Below are 22,297 nucleotides of genomic sequence, written 5' to 3'. Positions count from 1 at the left end.
AGGGAAGAGGTGCAGGAGTCCGTTCTTTCGCCTTGGCTAGCCATCATTGATCCTTCAACCTTCGTTGGATGCCAGACGAAAAGCATCCCTCCAATTTTTGGCTCAGCCCGCTTCAACGCAGGTTAGTAACCACCGCTCTGGCCGGACTCTCTGTATTCGTAATCGGGGCTCTTCTTTACGCACTTTTTGATCTCCTCAATCTTTTTGTAAGCAAGTTTTCGGGCGTCATTTGGCCGCTGGCCGTGGCCGGAATTCTCGCAATGCTCCTCCAGCCTGTTGTTGGACTCCTTGAGAACAAGGTGAAAATGAGCCGACTCGGCAGTATCATCGTTCTGTATGCCCTGGTGGTTCTCGCCCTAGTGGCCATTCTCGGATTCGCCGTTCCTCTTCTCGTCGAACAAACCCTGAATTTCGTTCGCGCCCTTCCATCCATTATTGAGCGGCTGCAGACCGCCCTACTCGACCGATTCCCCCAGTTGATGGAGTACCTGAATTCAACCATTGGGAAGGATAAGGTCGCGGATTGGACGGAAAACTTGCAGGCCCAGCTTGGCAATCTCCCTCAGCTCCTCGGACCCGCCTTTTCAAAGGTTGGAGCCTATGCCGGCTCAATCATCGCGATCGGTGCTGGACTGGCAATTATTCCTGTGTACGCCTTTTTCTTTCTCAATGCGCGGGGAGACAAAAAGGAGGGGGTGAAAAAGCAGCTCTCATGGGTGCAGTCCGACATTCGAGAAGACCTCATTTTCCTCGGCACCCATTTTGCCCACAGCATGGAGGCATTTTTCCGCGGGCAGATCCTGATTGGACTTATCATGGGGGTGCTCCTGGGAACTGGTTTCTCCATTGCTGGGATAAACTTCGGATTCCCGCTCGGAATGATGATCGGCCTTCTGAACATCATTCCCTACTTTGGAACGATGATCGGTCTGGCGACCGTGCTTCCGATCGCCTGGTTTCAGCCGGAAGGTGGACCCGTCCTTGCCGGTATTGGGTTGGCGATCTTCGTAGCGGTTCAGATGATCGAAGGCTATTTCCTTACCCCTAGAATTATGGGTGACAAGACGGGCCTCCATCCCCTGACCATTATCATCGCGATCTTTTTCTGGGGAACTGCTCTCGGCGGTATCCTCGGTATGATACTCGCGATACCACTCACCGCATTCTTCGTCGTTGCCTGGCGCCTGCTGCGCGAAAAGTATCTGGATCGCTGGATCAACGCTGAGGAGGTTAAGGAAAGCTCGGATGGAGGGTAGAAAGGGAAACTCGTTCCTTTTACAAAGGTAGGGCGCAGCGTTCCGCAAGCCGACATGTCGAATCTAAATCTGCGTGTTTTTTCCAAACTTCGCGGCTTGTCAAAGACTACGCCCTACCTTTTGTCCCAAAGATCCTTGCTCTCCATCAGGCTGGCTTGATGCATCCCTCTGTTTACTGTTTCCGGGCACCACACCGAGTTTTTGCCCGCACGAAAACGCATGGTTCGCACATTATCGAGGCGTAAACCTACTTCGCTCTTCGAGCTTCCTCATTCGCCAAGGCCTCGGCACAAAGTGCCGAAGGTCAAAAATCTCATCCCACAAAAAAGCCGCTTTCGGGGATTCCGAAAGCGGCTGAAAATGTAGTTTTAAAGACGAGACTTACTTATAATCGGCTTCGACCTCGGCAACTGTCTGCTGGACTCGCCCGACAATCGCATATGGATCGCCCTGGGAATTAGGACGGCGATCTTCCAGGTAGCCCTTGTAGTTGTTTTTCATGAAACTATGAGGGACACGGATTGACGCACCGCGGTCAGCAACACCCCAGCTAAACTTGTCAATCGACTGTGTTTCGTGAAGCCCGGTGAGGCGCATGTGGTTGTCCGGGCCATAGGCAGCGATATGCTCGTCCTTGTACTTCTCGAATGCGTCCATGAGTTTCTCGAAGTACTCCTTACCCCCGGTTTCCCGCATGTAGTCGGTCGAGAAGTTACAGTGCATACCGGAGCCGTTCCAGTCGCCTGTAAACGGTTTACAGTGGTACTCAACGTCTACACCATACTCCTCGCAGAGTCGCTCAAGCAAGTAGCGAGCAACATGCACCTGGTCGCAGGCTTTGTAGGAGCCTTTTCCAAAAATCTGGAATTCCCATTGGCCCTTCGCCACTTCGGCGTTGATTCCCTCATGGTTGACTCCCGCTGCGATACAAAGGTCGAGGTGCTGTTCCACAATTTCCCGGGCGATATCTCCTACGGCACTGTATCCGACTCCGGTGTAGTATTCGCCCTGAGGGTCAGGATATCCATCCTTCGGCCATCCCAGAGGACGTCCGTCTTTGAAGAGGAAATACTCCTGCTCAAGTCCGACCCAGAGGCCTGGCTCATCGGTAATTGTAGCCCGCATGTTTGACGGATGCGGAGAACCGTCAGGCATGAGCACCTCCGACATTACGATAAAGGCGTTTTCGCGTGCTGCATCCGGGTAGATCGCCACTGGCTTCAGCACACAGTCCGAACTACTGCCCTCTGCTTGCTGGGTTGAGCTCCCGTCGAATCCCCACTGCGGGCAATCCTCCAACGAGAAGGAGTCCATTTCCCCATCCTTGATTAGTGTTTTGCCGCGCAGGTTTGCCACAGGCGTGTACCCGTCGAGCCAGATGTATTCCAACTTTATCTTTGCCATATTCTGTCTTTGGTTTTGTGCAGATGCTGAGTGATGTAAACGGCCACCCCAGAGCGGGATAGGCTAGAGGTTGGCCAAAACAGCAGTCTCCATGCCAGAAACTCGAGAAACGGGGTTGTCCAGAGGACTCCTCTCAAACCTTTGGTGGTCAAACGAACTGAAAGGTATGGAAAACCACTAGTAGAATCTAATCTCCCGTAATTGGTTCAGAAAACAAGCCCGCTTCACAGACCCATCTGCCGAGAATACAGAGCCAAGATCGATCGATCGAGCAACAGGCGTTGAAAAGCGTTGACCTCCGTTCCTCTCACTAGCGAAATCACTCTCATGCGCGCGTTTTTTCTACTGATATCCCTCCTGATCCTGGCCCCTCTTTCTCTCGCCCAAAACGCGTCAACTCTGGACCCCATCGAGCGAACGGGAGAAAAGCAGCAGCTGACGATTTCCGTGACCGCCACGGAACCGATGGTCGAAGCTCTTGCCAAGCGGGCATTCCAACTCCACGGCGCGTTTCGAGTCGTTTCCGGGGAGGCAGACGTCGCACTGCAACTGCGCACTTCCGGGTCAGATACGATTCTTTTCAACGCCACAACCGGAAGAACTACTTTCAACGGCACCGTTACCGCCGAAGACAAGTTGGAGGCCACTGCAATGGCATGCGACGATGTTGTGGAGCGACTCCTAGGAATTCCCGGATTTTTCGCGGGAAAACTCGCCTTGGTTGGGGAGCGACAAGGCAAGAAGGAGATTTTTGTCGGAGACATTTTTTTTCAGAAAATGAGGCAGTTTACGCAGGGCGAGGGGGACTCAATTGGACCAAAATTATCGCCAGACGGGACTCGGTTTCTTTACACGACCTACGCGCCGACCGGCTTCCCCGACATTTACGAGATGACTCTATCCTCAAGGAGAGCCAAACCTTTCGCTACTTTCAAGGGGACCAATACGGGAGCGGTCTACAGCCCTGACGGCAGTCGGGTAGCCATGATACTTTCCTCAAGTGGGAACGCGGAACTCTACGTGTCAGGATCCGACGGAAGATACCCCAAAAGACTTACGAACAATCGCAGTCTCGAGGCCTCCCCAACTTGGTCTCCCGACGGCAGCAAAATCGTTTTTACGTCCGACCAATTGGGCAAACCGCAGCTCTTCGGAATCGCAGCGTCCGGCGGAGCCGTTTCCCGCCTGCCTACCAACATCAGCCGCTATTGTTCCGAACCGGTCTGGAATCCACGAAACTCAAGACTGATCGCATTCACAGCCGCCGAAACAGACGGATTCCAAATCTCACTCTACGACACCTCCACCGGAAGAAGCGAATTCGTTACGACCGTGGCGGGAGATGCCATCGAACCCGCTTGGCTCAACGACGGCCGTCATCTCATTTTCACCAATCGGGAACGGGGTCAGACGAGGCTTTTCATTCTCGATACTGAAACAAAGAACATCGAACCCCTCCATTCGCAGAGGTTCGGAAACGCTGCACAGGCAAACTTTGTCATGCCGCGGTAGATTTCACCGCCGATAGTATTCCCGGAAAAGAGAGTCAAAGCCGCTGGACCGTAAAGGGAACCGCGAGGGTTGAGGCTCCCGTTACGAGGGACCACGAGGTTCTCTGGCAGAAAGAACCACGCGGGTGTAATTTTTTATGCGGGGTACTCGGGGGAGGGACGGGCTCTGTCCCGTCCAAATCGTTTCGGCTGGACGACCACTCCGACGCGCTGACCACGCGGAGGTGGTCCCTCCCAAAAAAATAATCAGCTTACCAGTGGATTTAATCCCACCCACCACGCTAAACAGACCCATTTTCCCGTTTGTCATGGGACGAAACGGTGTCATACTGGATCGTTTTACAGAATTTACCAAATGGCCTCCAACCAACCTTTACCCACCGATGACAGCACCAGACTCTCCCGCGAGTTTGATGCTGACTTCGCTCCGGGGGAAGACTACACCCATGAACTTCCCGACACGCAGAACCTCAAGTCAGCGGAGATTCCGGGTACACCTGTAGCCATTCAGGAGGTCGGATCTTCCAATTTCCGCCTCCCCATGCGGTTTCAAAACGCTGACGGAACAGAAATTCAGCTCGAAGTTTCCGTTTTTGGAGGAGTAAGCCTGGATGCCAACAGGAAAGGCATCAACATGTCCAGGATCATACGAATCTTTTATGAGCACCGGAATCAGATCCTGAATTTTGGTCTTATCCGGAAAGTCCTCGAAAACTACCGAGAAAAGCTAGACGCCGAGTCGGCTCGCCTCCAGGTTCGATTTTCGCTTCCGCTTGCCCAAAAGAGTCTTCGAAGTGGCTTGGACGGTTTCCAATACTATGATACCGTCCTGGAGGGTCGAATGTCGTCCGGTGGTGAGTATACCAGGATGATGCAGATCGGCTTCGTGTATTCCTCTGCCTGCCCGTGCTCCTCTGATCTCGCCGATCACGCTGAGGAGACCCGTCAACGTTATGCCATCCCTCATTCGCAGCGCAGCCGGGCGCAAGTGAAGGTAGTTCCGATTTCTGATGAAAGTGTCACCATAGAAGGCCTCGTCGCACTTTGCAGAGACGCGCTTGCCACCGAAACCCAGTCGATGGTGCGAAGGGTCGATGAGCAGGCTTTCGCTGAGCTTAACGGTGCCTACCAGAAATTCGTAGAGGATGCTGTCCGCCTTCTTTACAGCCAGATCGACGCTCATCCGGGAATCGAGAAGTTTGCCGTTTCCTGCTCGCACCTCGAATCTCTCCATTCTCACGATGCTGTAGCCTCGATTGCCAAGGGCCTACCAACCGGACTATCTGGTGCGATCGAAAACTACAATGACCTCATCTGCTGACGCAGAATGGTTCGACGTCGTTGACGAGGAAGACCGGGTCATCGGGCGGGAAACTCGTTCTGAAGTTCATCGCAAGCGACTACTCCATCGTGCCGTCCACCTATTCGTTTTTCGGCCAGACGGTTCCCTTTTTCTCCAAAAACGCTCCGCTTCCAAAGACACTGCCCCCAATCGATGGGTCAGCTCCTGTTCCGGCCATGTCGATTCCGGAGAAGATTATGAGGAAGCAGCCTCACGCGAGATCAGAGAAGAGCTGGGAATTCCCGCCGATACCATTCACCTTGAGGAAAAATGCGCGGTAAAGGCGGTCCCGGAAACCGGAAACGAGTTCGTCCGCTTGTATGCGGTCTTCGATTTCGAAGGAACCATAGAACCTGACCCCGGCGAGATTTCAGACGGCTGTTGGAAAACCCCTGCAGATATTGAGAGATGGCTCACTGACAAGCCGGATGACTTTTCAGACTCCTTTCGGTATTTGTGGAAAATCTGGAAGCAGACCAACCCATCTTGAGTTTGCGGTGCGCGGCCGTCTGAGCTGACCGCATTCCTCAAAGTGTTCGGCCGAAGGGCTTCGCATCCGCTTTTACTTGCCCGGCCTCCCCGAATCTTCACGCTCGACCTATGGATCCTCGCTACGAATTACTGGCCCGCGGTTTAGTCGGGTTTTCCGTTGACCTGAAAAAAGACGAGCACGTTCTCATAGACGCAGGCGGAATCCCCGAGGAAATGGTCATTGCCCTGATTCGAGAAGCGCGGAGGAAAAAGGCCGTTCCTCACGTATCGTGGAGAAACGAAAGAGTGTCCCGTGAGCTGATCAAGGGAGCAACGGAGATGCAATACGCTACAGAAAATTCATGGGAACTTTTCCGCATGAAAAAGATCCACGCCTACATAGCGCTTCGTGGTTCAGACAATATTTTCGAGACGAGCGACATCCCGGCAAAGAAGATCCAGATGTGTTCGAAGAAGATGAAACCCACGCTGGACTACAGAGTCAAAAGAACGAAGTGGTGCATCTTGCGCTGGCCAAATCCTGCAATGGCTCAACAAGCCTCGATGAGCACCGAAGCGTTTGAAGATTTCTACTTCCGCGTTTGCACTCTCAATTACGCAAAAATGAAGCCCGGTATGGCGGCTCTCAAGAAAGCCATGGAAAAGACAGACAAGGTCCACATTAAAGGGCCCGGAACAGACCTCCGTTTTTCCATTAAGGACATGACCGCGATTCCCTGCGGCGGACAGTACAATATCCCGGATGGCGAGGTGTTTACGGCGCCCGTGCTAGACTCTGTCGAAGGAACCATCACCCACAATGCCCCTACCGTCTATCAAGGCGTGTCATTCGACAAAATCCGGCTCACCTTCGAGAAGGGTAAAATCGTTGAAGCTACCTCCAGTGACTCAAAGAGACTCAATCAGATCCTGGATTCTGATCCAGGAGGGCGCTTCATTGGCGAGTTCGCGATTGGTTTTAATCCTCACATCCGGCAGCCGATGGGTGACATTCTTTTTGACGAAAAGATCGACGGCTCTTTCCACTTTACTCCGGGTCAAGCCTACGAGGAGGCCGACAATGGAAATCGTTCTCAAGTTCACTGGGATATGGTTTCCATCCAGAGAAAGGATTTCGGAGGCGGTGAGATCTGGTTTGATGACAAGTTGGTGAGGAAAGACGGCATCTTTTTGCCAAAGTCTTTGCAAAAGCTCAATCGGGAAGCTCTTCTCGCGGACTGAAGGAGACCTCCCCAAGGCCCGTGAAATCCGATTTGCAGGTTGAGTTTTCCTTCTTTCAGCCGATGATCGCTCCCTATGACCCGCACCATTTTCCTCTTCACGCTTCTATCCTTTTTCTCACTGTCTGCCAAATCGCTCGAAGAAGTCATTGAAAAGGCAAGGTCCTACGTCGGTCCGAACGAGACGCTGGAGTCGGTAGATTCACTTCTTTATCAGGGCACTTTGACTCCCGAAGGTGGTTCGACTGAAAGGCAGGTTCGGCTTGTCTTGGAAAAGCCGGCGAGCCAGCTCCTCGAGATCACTCAGGACCAGGGGAGGATTACCATGGTCGTGAATGCCCTAGAGGGTTTTATGGTTCAGGAGGATCTCGGAACAGGGCGCAAAGCGGTTCTTCCGCTCCCTCTCGATCAAGTCAGACGCTTCAAAGCAAATGCTGCCGAGAATCTATACTTTTTTGAGTTTCCAACTTCAGCTCAAGTGCGGGCGAAATACTTGGGCGAAAGCAGCTTTCGCGGGCAAACTGCCGACGAAGTGCGGTATGTTCATCCCGGAGGTATCCAGTTTTTTCGTTACTTTGATCCCGAAACGGGCGAATTGATTGGGACTTTAACCGATAACGGATCTGTGAATACAGAAGAAGGCGAAACCGTGGTGGATGGAATCCGATTTGCTGAGAAAGTCCTTTCCTACGAGGGCGACGATTTGGTTCACACGATTACTTTCTCGGAGATTGAAGTGAATCCGGATCTACCCGAAGACACTTTTGCATCACCTGAGTGATTGGGCGTTCCTACCAATGACAAACCCGGTTTGACACAAACCCGGGCAGACGCTTCTCCCAACTAGAATGAAGGTTCTCTCCATAACCGAAGCGAACGTCGTCTCAACGGTCCAAAGGTTTCAGAAATCGGTCTCGTTTTCCACGGAGACAAGCAATGCTGTGCGTCCAATTCTCGAAGCCGTGCGCAACAATGGAGACCGCGCACTCAGGGAACTGACTCAGAAGTTTGATGGCATCGACCTACCGCGGCGTCGATTGCGAATCACCGCTTCTGAGATGGAGCTGGGTTGGAGCAGAGTCTCTCCCAAAGATCGGAGAGCAATAAAGAGCTCGATCCGATCGATTCGTCATTACCACAAGAAATGCCTGCCCGTGGGATGGACGGGAAAGAACGAAATGGGAATGACTGTAGGAGAGCGTTTTTATCCGCTTGGACGCGTAGGTCTTTACGTGCCGGGAGGCCAAGTGCCTCTTGTCTCCACCGTTCTCATGACAGTCGTTCCGGCACAGGTAGCTGGAGTCGCAGAGATTGCTCTTTGTACCCCTCCCGACGGAGAAGGCACCGTTTCCGACGGACTTCTAGCCGCCTTTCACGCTCTGGGCCTCAAAGAGGTCTACCGCATAGGTGGAGCCCAGGCCATTGGTGCTATGGCTTACGGCACTCAAACCGTTCCGGCAGTCGACTTGATCGCCGGACCCGGGAACGCATTTGTCATGGAAGCGAAACGACAGGTTTTCGGATCGGTCGGGGTAGACTTACTTCCAGGGCCCAGCGAGGTCATGGTGGTTGCTGACGAGGGTGCTACCACCGACTGGGTCGCGAGCGACCTCCTATCGCAGGCAGAACACGGCACAGGCAAAGAGAAACTCTATCTGGCAGTCCCCAGCCAAAAGGTATGGAAACGGATTGAAGTCGCACTGAAAAAACAGGTCAGCCGCCTTTCCGCCGACTCCGAAATTCCATCCATTTTGAAAAACCGGTTTTTGATCGGCATCTGCCCCACCGTCGAAGCCACCGTAGCATTCGCAAATGCGATCGCGCCCGAGCACCTTGAGCTACAAGTCGCCCCGAACCGGATCGCAGAATTGACACGGAGAATCACTACTGCCGGTGCGATCCTTCAGGGATATGAGACTCCAACAGTACTCGGGGATTTCGTCGCGGGTCCGAGCCATACCCTTCCTACCGACGGAACGGGACGGTTTTCAGGAGGCTTACAGGCGATCGATTTCATGAGACGGTCCAGTCTGGTGAGGTCGAATCAGCAGGCGAACCGCATCGCCATCGAAACCGTCGAGGCATTTGCGGAAATGGAGTCCTTGCCCATTCACGGAGATTCGCTGAAAAAGCGGCTCGAAAAGTGAAATTCATGATTTCCACCGGATCGATCGTAAGAGAGGGTTTCGAATCTCCCCGCTAACATGGAAATTCGCACCAATGTTTCATCCTACGTCACACCAAAGGTGTTGGCTGTGGACCCCTATGTTCCGGGAGCGCAAATCAACGAAGACGGGTGGATCAAGCTCAATACCAACGAAAGCCCCTTCCCTCCAAGTCCGCTTGTTCTGGAAGCCGCACGAGCTGAAATGGAGAAGGTGACCCTCTACCCAAATCCTACCTCTCAGCCGCTGAGAGATGCCGTTGCGTCTTTTTGGAAAATTGAACCCGCTCAAGTGATCTGTGGAAACGGATCCGACGACATTCTTAATCTCTTGATTCGTGTTTTCAGCGACGATTCCAAATCCGCGGGCGCGATGGAGCCGAGTTATTCCCTTTATCCGATTCTTGCAGCAATCAATGGATCGAGGTGGATCTCGGTTCCGTTCACTGATCCTTTTAGGCTCCCCGTAAAAGAGATCGTTGCCGCAAATCCCAATCTGTTCTTTCTGACCTGTCCACACGCACCGTCAGGAGTCGCTTTTCCCCTCTCAGTAATCGAGCAGCTGGCTGAAACTATAGATGGGATTCTCGTAGTTGACGAGGCATACGGAGATTTCGCGAGCGACACGACCGTTGAAATCCTCGATCGCCACCCGAACCTGGTCATCACCCGATCTTTCTCCAAATCGTTCGGTCTTGCTGGGCTGCGGGTCGGTTATGCCGTCGCCTCTTCCGAGATCGTCAGCCTTCTCGACCGCGTTCGGGATTCCTACAATTTGGACCGCGTGGCTCAAGCCGCCGGCTGCGCAGCCTTGAAAGACTGGGGTTATTTTGATGCCACTATCGGCAAGATCACCTACATTCGCGACTTCTACCGGAATGAGATGGAAGGCATTGGCTGGGAGGTCTATCCGTCCCAAGCCAACTTTCTCTTCGCGAGGCCACAAACCGCTCATGGTGACTACGGACCGGAGGTGGCCGTCTCACTTTTTGAGTTTCTTAAATCGAGGAAGATCCTTGTCCGCTACTTTGATAGCCACGCCTTGACTCGTGATTTTCTCCGAATCAGTATCGGCGACGAGGATCAGATGCTGACCCTTTGGGAGACGATATCGGAATGGCTGAAAAAAGAATAGGCGCGAAGACACGCGAGACCGCGGAAACCCGGATTTCCGTAGAGTGGAATCTGGACGGAACCGCCCAGTCAAAGATTGAGACAGGAGTGCCCTTTTTCGACCACATGCTCACATTGTTTGCCGTGCATGGCCTGTTTGATCTGGAGGTAAAAGCGGACGGAGACGTCGAAGTCGACTACCACCACCTGGTCGAAGACCTCGGTATCGTAATGGGGGATTGCTTCAGAGAAGCCGTAGGCGACAAGGCAGGGATTAAGCGCTACGGATCCTTCTTTCTTCCGATGGACGAAACGCTCGTCCGCGTGGCGGTAGACGTGAGTAATCGTCCTTGGTTGGAATACGATTTGCCAGCCTCTCCGGGATTTGTGAAAGACTTTAACGTAGGTCTGTTTCGTGAGTTTTTTCAGGGGTTTGTAAATCAAGCTCGAATCAACCTTCACATTCGTCGCGAATGTGGCGTCGAGCCGCACCACCTTGCCGAGGCTGCCTTCAAAGGGACCGCCCGCTCGCTAGATGAGGCAACACAGATCGATCCTCGAAGAGGTGGAGCCATCCCCTCCAGCAAAGAAACGCTCAACGACTAAGAGCCTCGGCCTCATCGCCTGCGCAAAAATCCATTCCCATGCCAGCATTTGGAGTCAGCAAATCCATCGAGATAGCTGCATCAAAAGAGACTATCTTTGAGCTAGTCCGGGACTTCCGCCGGTGGCCCGAATGGTCTCCTTGGCTCCGAGCCGAGGCAGACTGTCCATTGGTCTTCGCTCCTGATGGTGAGAGCTACGAATGGAACGGTAAGATCATTGGAGCCGGTAAAGCAATCCGTGTCGCTTCGATAGATGGCCAGCAAATCGATCTACGCCTTGAATTTATTCGCCCTTTTAAATCTACCGCCGAGGTGACCTTTTCCTTCGAGGAGACTTCGGAGGGAACCCGGGTGACGTGGGAGATGGCAGGCAGCCTGCCCTTTTTCCTCTTCTGGATGAAGCCAATGATGGTTGGTTTTATCGGAATGGATTACGACAATGGGTTGCAGTTGTTGAAAGACCTCGCAGAAGCCGGTTCCGTTCCTTTGAAGTTGGAGTTTGTCGGCGTCGAGAACTACCCAGCGGCCCCTTTTCTCGGTCGATCCGGAGAAGCTTCCCTTACAGCGGTAGGGCCGGTTCTCCAGCGGGAAATGGAGCTGTTGGGTCTCAGCTGTGATGAAGCGGGAATCTCTCCCGAAGGACCCCCCTTTAGCATCTATCACGAATTCAACCCAGGGAAAGACATCTGCACCTTCACCGTGGGGGTGCCCTTCAGCGGATCTCTTCCAAGCACGCTGGATCCCGGAATCCGCAAAGGCCAGATCCAGGAAGGGAATGTCTACAAAACGATTGTCACCGGACCTTACCGTCACCTGGGGACAGCCTGGTCAGCAGCGATGACCCACGCCCGATCCAAAGTATTCCCATGGGATAAAAAGTCGCCTCCTTTCGAAATCTACGAAAGCGACCCAAGCAAAACGGAGGAGGAGGATATTCGAACAGTTATCCTGATTCCTGCGAAGTAAGCTGCAAAAAAACGGATACTTGATGAAGAGTCTCTGGCTGGTCTTACTTTTTGCCCTTTTTGTAACTGGATGCTCGTCCGATCCAGAAAACGCCTCGGTTAAGCAAGCGTTCGAAGATTATAAATCCGCGATCCTGAATGACGATGCCGAAACTGCATATGGCCTCGTTAACGAGAACACGAAAGCATGGTACGGCGAAACGCTTGATCGGGTGCTTACCTCGAATCGGGATCAGATCATGGAGCTCGGTGTCTTGGATAAAATACAAGTGATCCTCATTCGCCACAGAGTCCCGCGGGAAGAGATCCTTCAGATGACTCCTGAATCCCTATTCAAATATGCTGCTAGCCGTGGCTGGGTCGGAAAGAATTCGGTGTCCGGACTCGGGATTGGAAAAATCGATGTTCAGAGAGATTTCGCAACGGGTGTCGTGAGAACAAATGGGGAGGATTCTCCAATACGATTTCATTTCTACAAGGAAGATGGCGTTTGGCGTATTGATTTGACGGAACTGAACAAGTGGGGAGAAGCGGCGCTGATTACGCAGATTAAACAGAGTCGACAGGATGAGTTGGACTACATTTTTACACTTGTGCAGTTTGCCTCAGGAAAACCGGTTCAAGAGAGCATTTGGAAGCCTTTGATCGAATAGTCCGAGACGCCACAGACGATTTCTAGTGAAATCCGCCTAAGTGTTTTCAAAAATTGATCGCTCTGGGAACCCACATACGGGTTGCCTGTTCTCAAACTTGGAATGAACATGAGACTCTCTTTACTACTCGTTGGTCTTTTTCCAGTAATTGCATACCCAAACATTGTGATTCCGTCACATGAAGCCTTCATTGTTGGGGAGGAGGTCCACCTTGTTGTATCCCATGAATATACTCAAGTATCTGGAAAGTACTGGTTGAGATCGGCCGCGAAGCACAAGAATCCTGAATTAGTAAAAGAAGGATCTGGAAAGAAATCCGTTCAGAGACCGCCAATCAGGGTGAGTTTCCCTTATTATCTCCCTAGGATCGGTCATGGCTCAAATAAAGTTAAGGATTTTTGGATGAAAATTTCCAGATTTCCAGCTTACCTCGAGCAAGAAGACGTCGCCGATTTTGAAGAACTCAGCGAGTTTTCGGTATATCTCTACGATGGGAGAAAAACACCTCTTGAAATTGATTCAGTTTGGATCACCGATCCGATCAGTGAGGGAGCAATCGATGAAATCATTCGAAAATGTGTCACTGTTTATTTCGAATTCGATATTCCTGAAGAAGCCGCGAAAGCTGAAACCCCAGTAGTTGTAAATTTTAGGCAGTTTAACGTTTTCGACGGAGTTATGGCTTCCGTAGCAGCCTATACTCCAGAGCTGATCAATTTCGAATCAAGTAATGATCACGCTCACAGGCACCCAGAGGATTTCAAAGTCATTTTCTCTTTAGGCCAGGAATCATCCGGCTTCGAACTCATCTCAGAAAGCACTCTAATTTCCAGAGACGAATCGGTCATCAGTTTCTTTCCTGAGGACAAAGAAACGATTCTCGTACGTTTCGTTCTATTCGACCCGTTCACGCCGGATCGGCTTATCCAACCAGACTAAGCAGACAATCCAGTAAAAGCAGCCGAACATAATATAAATGAATAACGCTAGGAAGCCCACCTACAGGTTGCGCTGGATCCCCTTTTGATCACGAGAAAATTTGACCACCTTCCTCAATATGGACATCCCGCTTTCCATGTGAAAACGGTCACCTACACAGTCAGAAACAGAGAACCTTAGTTCCTCGATGGATCAAGTTTGCTTGGATCATGACCCTGTGTCGTGATTACGCGAAAAAAAGAACAAGCGGTCGTCGTGATCTCGCTTAAGGATCACGGAGCCCTTCAGGAAACGGCCTATTTTCTTCGAACCCCAGCCAATGCAAACCGTTTGATCGCATCTATTGAGGCCGCCGAAAAAGGAGATCGGATCGGATCACTTGGCGCTGGCAACCCTGTGAATCCGCCCATCAAATAGAAGGCCCATATATCTGAATCCCTTAGGATCACTTCAACGTAAATCTGGGAGTCCAACTCCCAAATCTAAAGAATGTTCTCAAGAGTAGGTTCTCCGATCTCCGTTCCGGCGAAGAAACCCGATCATTCCGACAGCAAATGCACTGATCCAGAAAGCCGCTCCGCTTGGCTCAGGCACTGCGTTAACCTGGATGTTGTCCACATCGAGGTATCCATAGATGCTAAGCCAGTTAACCGTGCGGATACGGATATCCACATCCTCCTGGCCAGAGACCGCGGAGCCAAGATCTATACTCGCAAGGCCGTAGCCCGATTGCCATGTTTCCAGCTCGGCCACATCGACCCATGAGCTATTACCGATCCGGTAATCGACTTCCAGGTTACTATCCCAAGTAAAAGCACCCAAGCTTCGGTAGGCAAAAGACACCGACACGTCGGTCAGCTCCGAAAAATTGAACCCCTCCATTAAAAAACGACCGTCATTGAAAATCGTTGTCGTTCGATAAAACCCGAGTGCGTAATTGGGCGAGCCAACCGGCCCCTCCACATTGATAGAAGTTCCTGCAATCAACGGATCAACGGTTCCGTTAATGTCCAAAATCCCCGCAGTGATACTACCTGCTTGCGATCCACTGGTCACAGATAGTTTGGAAGGCACGGTCGAACCATCCATATTCCAATAGGCTACCAGAGTCGCCGAAACTTGGGTGCAGCAAGCTGAAAGGCAAAGGGCAAAAAACGGGATCGCTCGTTTCATCACAGCTCCAGAATACTGCCATCAATCCAGACACAGTCAACCAATGCGTGATTCACTGATCCCACGGCCTACCCCACAACTCCAGGTCCTCCGACTTTACAGGTTCTTCTCCGATCCACGTCTCATAGAAAATGCGGAAGGGCACCGAGCACTGAACCCTCCGCTGATCCTTATTGATTTTCGGATTCACGCTGAACACAACTGATTGTTCCCTCAACTCGCTCGCCCGCACCCGAGCATATTCCTGGGCTTGCTCAATCGACCCGCCCTTAATCCGACTGGAGAGCTCCTCTAACTCTTCCAAAGAAATATCTCCCCAGTATCGATCCCACTCCTCCGGCGAAAACTCTAATTGATGAAGCGCGACCAGTTTCCGTTCCTCGCCGTCCTTTTCGTAGAACCCAACCACCAACTCAAAGGGTTCACGAATGGATCGCTGACGCACCGCATCTCCTAGATAAACACTGGACCCCCACTGGATCAATTTGACCGAAATCGGAACACCGGGATTCCGCAAATTTGCACCTCCCGGAATGTCCCACTCATCCGTGTAACCTCGGTCGAAAAGATGGTTCCAAACCTCCTGCTCGAAGTCGAGCCCATGACCCTGCCGCTCCTTCCCCCAAAGGACGGCTACAGCACCCAAAAAGAGGACTGTTGAAAAGTAAGGTATCGTCATCCGAGGAAATAGGTCAGCCGAATCCTACAGCGATCCCCATCCACGAAAGGCTCCACCTTGTCCGCTCTCACGTCGGAAAGCCAGCCGGACAACCCGCTGATAAATGCTTGCTCCTCGATCGGATCAAGAGCACTCCGAGGAGTACGGGTCCGAATCAATTCTCCCTTGTAAGAAACCTTAATTTTTAGGTCAAAGTCGTCATACTCAAAAGCCAGCCGAACAGGAGACTCGTTTGCATTCGCGGATACGATCTGGTCGACCAGATCAATCACTGAATCCCGTATCTGCTCGAATTCGACCTTAGGTATTTTCCACTCCTCTGCCTCCTTCTCAAAAAACTCCCTAAAATGGATCTTGGTTTCTGAGGGCTCTTTGTCCGTGAGCTCGATCACACCCTTTCTTCTCCGAGCAATTAGGAAAAACAAATTGAGGAAAACCGCCGAAAGCGTTCCCACGGCAATCGGCGAGCTTGCAATGGGCTTCACCCATTCCGGAAAACCGCTGAAGAAGTCTCCATAGAGGGTTACCCCAATCACCAACAAGGTGGAGAATCCAATCGTAAAGGTCTCACGGATAGTGACCGGCCTCCGAAAGGCCACTTGCATTCCTCCAACAAACATAAACGAGCCGTTAAAAAATAGAACGGCGCCCATGACCGGCTGAGGCATGTGAACGATTAAAGCGGCTAACTTGGGCAGGCAGGCGAGGACGAGAAGCCAGAAAGTAATGCCAAAAATCACGCTGCGGCTAGTCACGCCAGACGCCTTCTCTACACCGATCAAACTGGGGCTCACACTCAGACCGGGTGAGGCAAAGACCCCTCCAATAGCGCATCCGATACCGTCGGCTAGAACCCCTCCCTCGAGACGTTTGGTATCCAACTTCGACCCCGAAGCATCATTGATCTGCTGGCAGGTCGCCAGCACTCCGGTCGTCCGCAACCCCGACGCGACACCAGCAAGTGCGAAAGGGAAAAGGTACGTCCAGTCGAAGTGGATCTCCTTGGGAACAACGAAGGGAATCTGGAATATCGGCGAGTCCGAGAAAGTCGTTGTGAGCGAGGCGGGGATTAGACCCAACACCCCTGCGAGACAATAACCGGCAAAAATCCCAATCAACGCGCAAAACAAGCGAAAATAACCCTTCCCCCAAACGCTTAGGGCGACCATCAACGTGACCGTTCCAAAAAATACGATCTCGATCTGTCCAAAGTTTGGCTTCTGGAACAACCGTTCATCGAAGGCAATCCCCAATGAGATTTTTCCCAGTTCGATGCCGACCGACATGAGAATAATCCCCGATACAACCGCTGGGAAAACTTTTCTCAACCGCGCCACAATCCGGGAAAACGACACTTCACAAATACCCGCGAAAATGATCATCCCGATCACCAGTGGAATCCCACCTTTCGCAGCTGCTCCCAGCGCTGCAGGTAGATAGATAGCGGAGACAACGGGAGGTGCCAGAAAGCCGGATCCGATAGGTCCGAACCTGAAGGTTTGAATGAACGAATGGAGGACGATAGCCACCATGCTCATTCCGACTAACTGAACCGAATGGCTGGAATCGAGACCCGCTGCGTTTGCTACAATCGCAACCAGCACGAGATAGGGGCAGATAACGACCACATACTGGAGACCGAGAAAAATCAGCTTCCCAAAAGACGGCCTTTCATCGAGCCAAAACAGGAGCTCTGGCGGCCGCTTCAATTCAGATCCCACACCCAACAGTCTGGGGATAAACACCTTCCGAGAAAAGGCCAAAGAACCCGCCTCTATTCGGCGGGATATTCGGAGAGGAGAAGTCGGTCTGTAAATTGAAGTTTCCGAGCCAATTCCCGGGCTAGATTGAGCACAAGGTGCAAAAAGACATCCGGTTCATCCCTGTGGAGAGTGAGGAGCCATGTTCGGGGTAGGCCCAAAATCTCGCAGGGTTCACTGGCTACAAAAGAAGCCTCTTGATTGGTCAACGAGAGAAGTGCTGCTTCGCCGAAACAATCACCCGGACCGAACTCACGCTTTTTCATCGAGGCCTTTTCGTTGGAGAGCATCAGATCCACTCTTCCGGATAGAATCACAAAGACATGGCTGGATTGCTTACCCTGATCAATAATGACCTCCCCTGTTGAGAAATCTGCGACCTGGAACTTATGGAGAAACCGTTCTCGTTGCTCCTCTGTCATTCCGCCGAAAAGTGAAATCCGCGGAAGCAGCGCATTCACCGTTCTATGATCTTCGAAAGGCCGGAAAGTTGCCATCTCTACAGATCGAACACCGAAACCGAATCGCAGGTCAAGTGAAGGCGTGACTACGACAGTTTTAACCCCTAAATACCTTTCATGATCATACCCAGGGAAAACCGCCTCACCCCGGAACAAATTGAAGAGGTTACCGCTATCGTAAGCGACTTCGGCTGTCACATTCAGGAAATTGTCGGAGCGCACCGCAACATTTACGCGATCCTTGGCGATGAAAGCCACGAGCTGATGTTCAATCGCCTCATTGGCTTGGATTATGTCGACCGGGTCGATCATATCGAGTCCGCCTACCGTCTTCTCGATCGCGACTCCGAACTGGCGCGCCAAGATCTTAGCTTGGCAGGAATCTCCCTCGGGGAGGAGCCTCTTCTTATTGCAGGACCCTGCACCGTGGACCCGAAAGAACCATCCTTCACTCTCGAAACGGCCAATATGGTCAAAGAGGCTGGAGCACATCTTCTCCGCGGCGGTGTCTGGAAACCGAGAACCATGCCTTACGCCTACCAAGGAGATGACAAAGCCCTGTCGGTTCTCATCGAGGCAAGAGCCCAGACCGGATTGCCCCTGGTGGTTGAGGTTATGGACGAAAAACAACTCCAACTAGCCCTTGAAGCAAAAGTAGAGGTTCTTCAAATTGGGACCCGCAACGCACTGAACTACTCCCTCTTGAAAGCAATTGGACATTTCTCGGCAAACACCGATTCCTGGATACTTCTCAAAAGGGGTCGCCACATGAGTGGACCCGATGAATTTCTTGCCGCAGCGGAATACCTCGCTGCCGAGGGCAACCCCCGCATACTCCTCTGTCCGAGGGGCACCACGCCAGAGCTTACGGGCTACCGAAATCACCCGGATGAATCCATCACTCCCCTTTTAAAGGAAAAGACGTGGGCACCAGTCGTCTGCGATCCCTCCCACTCCACAGGTCGCGCGTCCTATGTTCCCTCTGCCGCCCTCGCCGCAATTGCCTATGGTGCCGACGGTCTGGCCCTCGAGGCCCACATCAATCCGAAAAAAGGTATCGGTGACGATCCGAAGCAGGCCCTCGATCAACGAGAGCTCGAGAGCATTCTTCGACTAGTGAGAGATTTTTGGGCCCTTCGACACGAAAAGAAGTAGAGTCGCGCCCAAAAAGGGTATTATCGATCTCAACGGCCATGCGGAGATAGCCACTCCGGTTGTTCCACAGCCGAAACCGGGGAGTGACGGGCTCTGTCCAGTCAGCGGCTTTCGGCACACGTCCACCCCTTGTAGATCAAAACGGCGGCATGAGCACAACTCCTATCGGTCCGGTTCGCTTGTCCACTGTAGCCTTGGCGTAGGTCGGGAGCCGGACCCTCTAAAAGGCTCCAACCGTGGTAGTTTTATCTTGATTTCAAGATAAATAAGGGCAACGTCTCATGCATGGCTAAAATTTATCGCAACTCTGGCCCTCACTTGTTTCTGCTCTTTTGGAAGGCATCTCACTCAATCCTGGAATTTGATCGCAGAAGTATCCAGCGCGCGGGATGTGACTCGCTTACAGACTTTGCGGTGCTTGAGGTCCTCCTTCACAAGGGCTCCCTGCCGGTCAATGAAATCGGGGAGAAAGTCCTCCTCACCAGTGGATCGATCACCACTGCAGTGCAAAGGCTTGAAAAAAAGGGGCTTGTCACACGAATCCGGGCAGATTTCGACAAACGAGTCGTTAAAGTCGATTTGACTGCGAACGGGCGGGAGCTCATCGAAGAGAGCTTCGAAAAGCATTCCTCCCACCTGGACGAGCTATTTTCCGTGCTTACTGGAGAAGAAAAGGAAGTTTTCGCCTCCTTAGTGCGGAAAGTAGGCATTGAAGCTGAAAAACGACGATAGGATACCCTTTTTGATTTTTATCTTGACATCAAGATAAAATTGGTTTTGGTCCTTTCTATGATCACGAAAAACACCCTTGTTACCCGTAGCGAAGAGCGCGGGAAGACCCAAATCGACTGGCTGGACAGCAAACATAGCTTCTCCTTTGGCGGCTTCTATGATCCTCAGAGAAGTAGTTTCGGTCCTCTCCGGGTTCTCAACGAAGATAGGGTAGCCCCCGGGGGTGGATTCTCTCCACATCCACACCGGGATATGGAAATCGTCAGCATTGTGCTCGACGGTCAACTCGAGCACAAGGACAGCCTTGGAAACGGACGGGTCATTGAGACGGGCGACATCCAGTATATGTCGGCTGGAAGTGGTTTGGTCCACGGCGAGTTCAATCCTTCTCAGACGAAGCCGGTCCACTTCCTCCAGATCTGGATCGAACCAGAGGAGAAGGGACTGCCGCCTCACTATGAAGACCGCAAACTCCTCCCATCGGCGCCAAACCAATGGAGTCTCGTCCTCTCCAAAGATGGCAGGGCAGATTCGATCGCAATCCGCAACGATATCGAGCTCCGCTCCGCTGTCCTCGAAGACGCTGCCACCCTTACGCACGAGGGATCGCAATCCTATCAAAAACAGTGGCTATTTGTCATTCGTGGAAGCGTCTCCGTCAGCTCTACCAACTTGGATAGCGGCGACAGTCTCGCAATCAGCGGGGAATCATCCGTCGAAGTAACCCACAGAGGCTCCGAGAAGGCTGAAATTCTCCTGTTCAGTCTCCCGATGGAGAAGGCCTGATCTTAATAACGTAGAACAGGAAAAAATCTCCTGGAGGGACAGCGGCCTCGGTGTCCGGGAATGACATCATGATAAGCGACTTGTAAGACAATCACGTAGCATCCGCCGCCATGGAGGATGGTTTGCTGCGATGAATGACCTGCAGCCATCACGGGTCGTCGGTCTCCGCGACCGACGCTACATGATTTTGCCAAGAAAGAATCTAGGACTAGTGACATCCTAGCGGTCTGCGAACGTGTAGACCAGACAACCAGCCATCCAGTTGATGTTTAGGATTTTCGGGCGCGTTGACCGGATTGTTTGCGTCGTTTGGTTCAGGTATCGTTGATTTCTGTTTTAGTCCCGGACTTATGAGGTTTTGAAGGTAGGGTCCTCCCACTGCGAATAATCCGCAACGGCTGAAACCAGAGGAATCGCTCTAAGATGTGTTCGTTGTCTTCGTCAGTTATTTTCGGCTGGAAGGCAAATCTAAGTCTCCCTACGAGGTGAACCCCTCCAAGCGGGATATCTACGGAAGAATCCAAGAGCGGCAAAAACGAATTTCTACCGAAAAGAGCTTTTCGCCCGTTTCCCAAAACCTCAACGAAACCGTAGACCTGTATAAGATTGTTTTCCAAGATAATCGAATTCTTCCCCACAACGCCATCAACATCCCACAAAGGTAATAGAAGCTGATTCGCGACTGCGGTAATGTCCAAAAACGAATCCGTCAGGGTCTTTCGAAAAACTACAAAGTTCTCGAAATCTCGATTCTTTTTGGTTGCACCCGCTTTCGAGAAAAGAACTAGCCCAGTGGAGGATATTATGTAGGCCCTCGCAATCGGTTTCATTTCATCATTTAGAAACTCTAGGGGAAACCTCTGATTCCCTAGTGGCAAGAGATCAAGAATGAATGTATCGTAATAGCCGAGCTCCGAAGATGTAAGTGAGTCAAGCATCATCTGGTATGCGCGCACTACGCGTTCTTCTTGATATTCAAGTTGGGAAATCGAACGAAAATCTGCAGAGAAAGGGTCGCCAATGGATGCTTTGGTCTCGGTGTTACTCTGTCGGCGGGTTTTCTCGTGAAATGATTCAATGATCTTTTCTCTTTTCTCTTGAGAATCTGGAATTTCAAAAATCCGGAGTTCGATTTCCTGCGGCGAAGGGCCGTAATTCCACGCTTCATCCGAAGGGAAAAGGTCGAACACTCGAATGTAGCTGCAGTTCTCGGATATGAATTCAATCAAGGCTCTCTGTTTCGCTTCATCGGAGAATAGTGCTCCTCTCGAGAGCAGAAACACTAGAAGGAAAAAAGTAAGGCTTTTCGCGAAAATTCCTTGCTTCATAATCCTCGAGTATTCGGCCTTTCGTATTTTAATTCTCTGAACTGGCTAGATTGAACGCGGACACCGATACGGTGTCCATCCGGCTAGCATCAATTCAATCTTTGGGTTTCAGTTTCTCCCACTCTTCGGCGCCCTTTTTGATGAAATTCTCTTTGTCCGCTTCCCATCTTTCCTGGATCTCCTTGTTGTAGTTCAAGTAAAGCTTCCCATCCACAATGGTCCATGCCTCCGGATCAATATCAGCCGTATACCCCTGCGAAACCGCCCAGGCACAATAGCCACCGAACTGAGGCGCGTACTTCTCAGGATCTTCTTCAAAAGCCTTCAAATTCTCCTCATTCGCAAACCGCCACTTCGCACCGTTCCACTCGGTTTGAAACTCTTTGCTACCCTTGAGTGGTTTGTCGTCCACGAAGTAAGCGACCGGATCGTATCCTTTGATCGCTACTCCGCCGAAAAAAGTCTCATTGATCGGTTCGATGGCTGAGGCTGCTTGGGCGAGAATCAAGAAGAGAGGAAAAAGGAGTTTTTTCATTCCCAGAAACGTATCGAGGAATCA

General features: G+C 51.8%; 23 protein-coding genes. 16 read left to right on the top strand and 7 right to left on the bottom strand.

Translation table 11 applies throughout. From position 1 onward, the window contains the following. Window positions 1-68 precede the first annotated feature (68 nt). Complete coding sequence (locus tag AAGJ81_05020) at window positions 69-1,256, top strand: AI-2E family transporter (protein MEM0965492.1); 1,188 nt, start codon at window positions 69-71, stop codon at window positions 1,254-1,256. Between the two features lie 381 nt (window positions 1,257-1,637). Here AAGJ81_05020 and AAGJ81_05015 read toward each other — a convergent pair whose 3' ends face one another. Further along, window positions 1,638-2,660 carry a glutamine synthetase gene (locus tag AAGJ81_05015; GenBank protein MEM0965491.1) on the bottom strand — a complete coding sequence of 341 codons (1,023 nt, stop codon included), beginning with the start codon at window positions 2,658-2,660 and terminating at the stop codon, window positions 1,638-1,640. A 327-nt stretch (window positions 2,661-2,987) separates the two neighbouring features. On the opposite strand from AAGJ81_05015, the gene AAGJ81_05010 reads away from it, so the two are divergent. The 12 genes from AAGJ81_05010 to AAGJ81_04955 all read left to right on the top strand — a co-directional run bounded on the left by AAGJ81_05010 (window position 2,988) and on the right by AAGJ81_04955 (window position 14,081). Then, window positions 2,988-4,172: a biopolymer transporter Tol gene (locus AAGJ81_05010; GenBank protein MEM0965490.1), complete on the top strand. Its 1,185-nt coding sequence runs from the start codon at window positions 2,988-2,990 to the stop codon at window positions 4,170-4,172. Window positions 4,173-4,526: 354 nt separating this feature from the next. Then, a complete protein-coding gene (folE2, locus tag AAGJ81_05005; GenBank protein MEM0965489.1) occupies window positions 4,527-5,492 on the top strand; it encodes a GTP cyclohydrolase FolE2 in 966 nt (321 codons plus the stop codon). Next, window positions 5,476-6,003: an NUDIX domain-containing protein gene (locus tag AAGJ81_05000; protein ID MEM0965488.1), complete on the top strand. Its 528-nt coding sequence runs from the start codon at window positions 5,476-5,478 to the stop codon at window positions 6,001-6,003. Before folE2 ends, AAGJ81_05000 begins: the two co-directional genes overlap by 17 nt. Window positions 6,004-6,113: 110 nt before the next feature. After that, entirely contained in the window at window positions 6,114-7,226 is a 1,113-nt protein-coding gene (locus tag AAGJ81_04995) for an aminopeptidase (protein MEM0965487.1), read from the top strand. 75 nt (window positions 7,227-7,301) lie between these two features. Next, window positions 7,302-8,006, top strand: coding sequence for a hypothetical protein (locus tag AAGJ81_04990; protein ID MEM0965486.1), 705 nt, complete (start codon window positions 7,302-7,304; stop codon window positions 8,004-8,006). Between the two features lie 67 nt (window positions 8,007-8,073). Next, window positions 8,074-9,372, top strand: coding sequence for a histidinol dehydrogenase (gene hisD / locus AAGJ81_04985; protein ID MEM0965485.1), 1,299 nt, complete (start codon window positions 8,074-8,076; stop codon window positions 9,370-9,372). 57 nt (window positions 9,373-9,429) lie between these two features. Further along, window positions 9,430-10,524: a histidinol-phosphate transaminase gene (hisC, locus tag AAGJ81_04980; GenBank protein ID MEM0965484.1), complete on the top strand. Its 1,095-nt coding sequence runs from the start codon at window positions 9,430-9,432 to the stop codon at window positions 10,522-10,524. Continuing rightward, window positions 10,506-11,108 carry an imidazoleglycerol-phosphate dehydratase HisB gene (hisB, locus tag AAGJ81_04975; protein MEM0965483.1) on the top strand — a complete coding sequence of 201 codons (603 nt, stop codon included), beginning with the start codon at window positions 10,506-10,508 and terminating at the stop codon, window positions 11,106-11,108. Before hisC ends, hisB begins: the two co-directional genes overlap by 19 nt. A 38-nt stretch (window positions 11,109-11,146) precedes the next feature. Next, window positions 11,147-12,073, top strand: coding sequence for an SRPBCC family protein (locus AAGJ81_04970; GenBank protein ID MEM0965482.1), 927 nt, complete (start codon window positions 11,147-11,149; stop codon window positions 12,071-12,073). A gap of 22 nt (window positions 12,074-12,095) precedes the next feature. Beyond that, window positions 12,096-12,725: a hypothetical protein gene (locus AAGJ81_04965; GenBank protein ID MEM0965481.1), complete on the top strand. Its 630-nt coding sequence runs from the start codon at window positions 12,096-12,098 to the stop codon at window positions 12,723-12,725. A 402-nt stretch (window positions 12,726-13,127) separates the two neighbouring features. Then, entirely contained in the window at window positions 13,128-13,664 is a 537-nt protein-coding gene (locus tag AAGJ81_04960) for a hypothetical protein (GenBank protein ID MEM0965480.1), read from the top strand. A 222-nt stretch (window positions 13,665-13,886) separates the two neighbouring features. After that, entirely contained in the window at window positions 13,887-14,081 is a 195-nt protein-coding gene (locus AAGJ81_04955) for a type II toxin-antitoxin system Phd/YefM family antitoxin (protein ID MEM0965479.1), read from the top strand. Between the two features lie 78 nt (window positions 14,082-14,159). Here AAGJ81_04955 and AAGJ81_04950 read toward each other — a convergent pair whose 3' ends face one another. The 4 genes from AAGJ81_04950 to AAGJ81_04935 are packed head-to-tail and all read right to left on the bottom strand — an operon-like array spanning window position 14,160 to window position 17,773. Continuing rightward, on the bottom strand, window positions 14,160-14,837 hold the full coding sequence (locus AAGJ81_04950; GenBank protein MEM0965478.1) for a hypothetical protein: 678 nt from the start codon (window positions 14,835-14,837) through the stop codon (window positions 14,160-14,162). A gap of 52 nt (window positions 14,838-14,889) precedes the next feature. Continuing rightward, window positions 14,890-15,516, bottom strand: coding sequence for a hypothetical protein (locus AAGJ81_04945; GenBank protein MEM0965477.1), 627 nt, complete (start codon window positions 15,514-15,516; stop codon window positions 14,890-14,892). Continuing rightward, complete coding sequence (locus AAGJ81_04940; protein MEM0965476.1) at window positions 15,513-17,261, bottom strand: solute carrier family 23 protein; 1,749 nt, start codon at window positions 17,259-17,261, stop codon at window positions 15,513-15,515. Before AAGJ81_04940 ends, AAGJ81_04945 begins: the two co-directional genes overlap by 4 nt. A 29-nt stretch (window positions 17,262-17,290) precedes the next feature. Further along, entirely contained in the window at window positions 17,291-17,773 is a 483-nt protein-coding gene (locus AAGJ81_04935) for a cyclic nucleotide-binding domain-containing protein (protein ID MEM0965475.1), read from the bottom strand. Window positions 17,774-17,854: 81 nt separating this feature from the next. Between AAGJ81_04935 and AAGJ81_04930 the strand changes: the two genes are divergently transcribed. The 3 genes from AAGJ81_04930 (at window position 17,855) to AAGJ81_04920 (ending at window position 20,410) form a co-directional block, all read left to right on the top strand. Beyond that, on the top strand, window positions 17,855-18,892 hold the full coding sequence (locus AAGJ81_04930; protein MEM0965474.1) for a 3-deoxy-D-arabino-heptulosonate 7-phosphate synthase: 1,038 nt from the start codon (window positions 17,855-17,857) through the stop codon (window positions 18,890-18,892). Between the two features lie 285 nt (window positions 18,893-19,177). Beyond that, window positions 19,178-19,624 (top strand): MarR family transcriptional regulator, encoded by a 447-nt coding sequence (locus tag AAGJ81_04925; GenBank protein MEM0965473.1) that lies wholly within the window; start codon window positions 19,178-19,180, stop codon window positions 19,622-19,624. 57 nt (window positions 19,625-19,681) lie between these two features. After that, window positions 19,682-20,410: a pirin family protein gene (locus tag AAGJ81_04920; protein MEM0965472.1), complete on the top strand. Its 729-nt coding sequence runs from the start codon at window positions 19,682-19,684 to the stop codon at window positions 20,408-20,410. Window positions 20,411-20,724: 314 nt separating this feature from the next. Here AAGJ81_04920 and AAGJ81_04915 read toward each other — a convergent pair whose 3' ends face one another. Both AAGJ81_04915 and AAGJ81_04910 read right to left on the bottom strand, forming a co-directional pair. Next, window positions 20,725-21,738, bottom strand: coding sequence for a hypothetical protein (locus AAGJ81_04915; GenBank protein ID MEM0965471.1), 1,014 nt, complete (start codon window positions 21,736-21,738; stop codon window positions 20,725-20,727). A 94-nt stretch (window positions 21,739-21,832) separates the two neighbouring features. Further along, entirely contained in the window at window positions 21,833-22,273 is a 441-nt protein-coding gene (locus AAGJ81_04910; protein MEM0965470.1) for a YHS domain-containing (seleno)protein, read from the bottom strand. Window positions 22,274-22,297 lie beyond the last annotated feature (24 nt).

Source organism: Verrucomicrobiota bacterium, from assembly GCA_038744685.1.
GTDB lineage: Bacteria > Verrucomicrobiota > Verrucomicrobiia > Opitutales > Puniceicoccaceae > Puniceicoccus.
The sequence above is the reverse complement of the archived record's forward strand: the minus strand, read 5'-3'. Positions and strand labels throughout refer to the sequence as shown.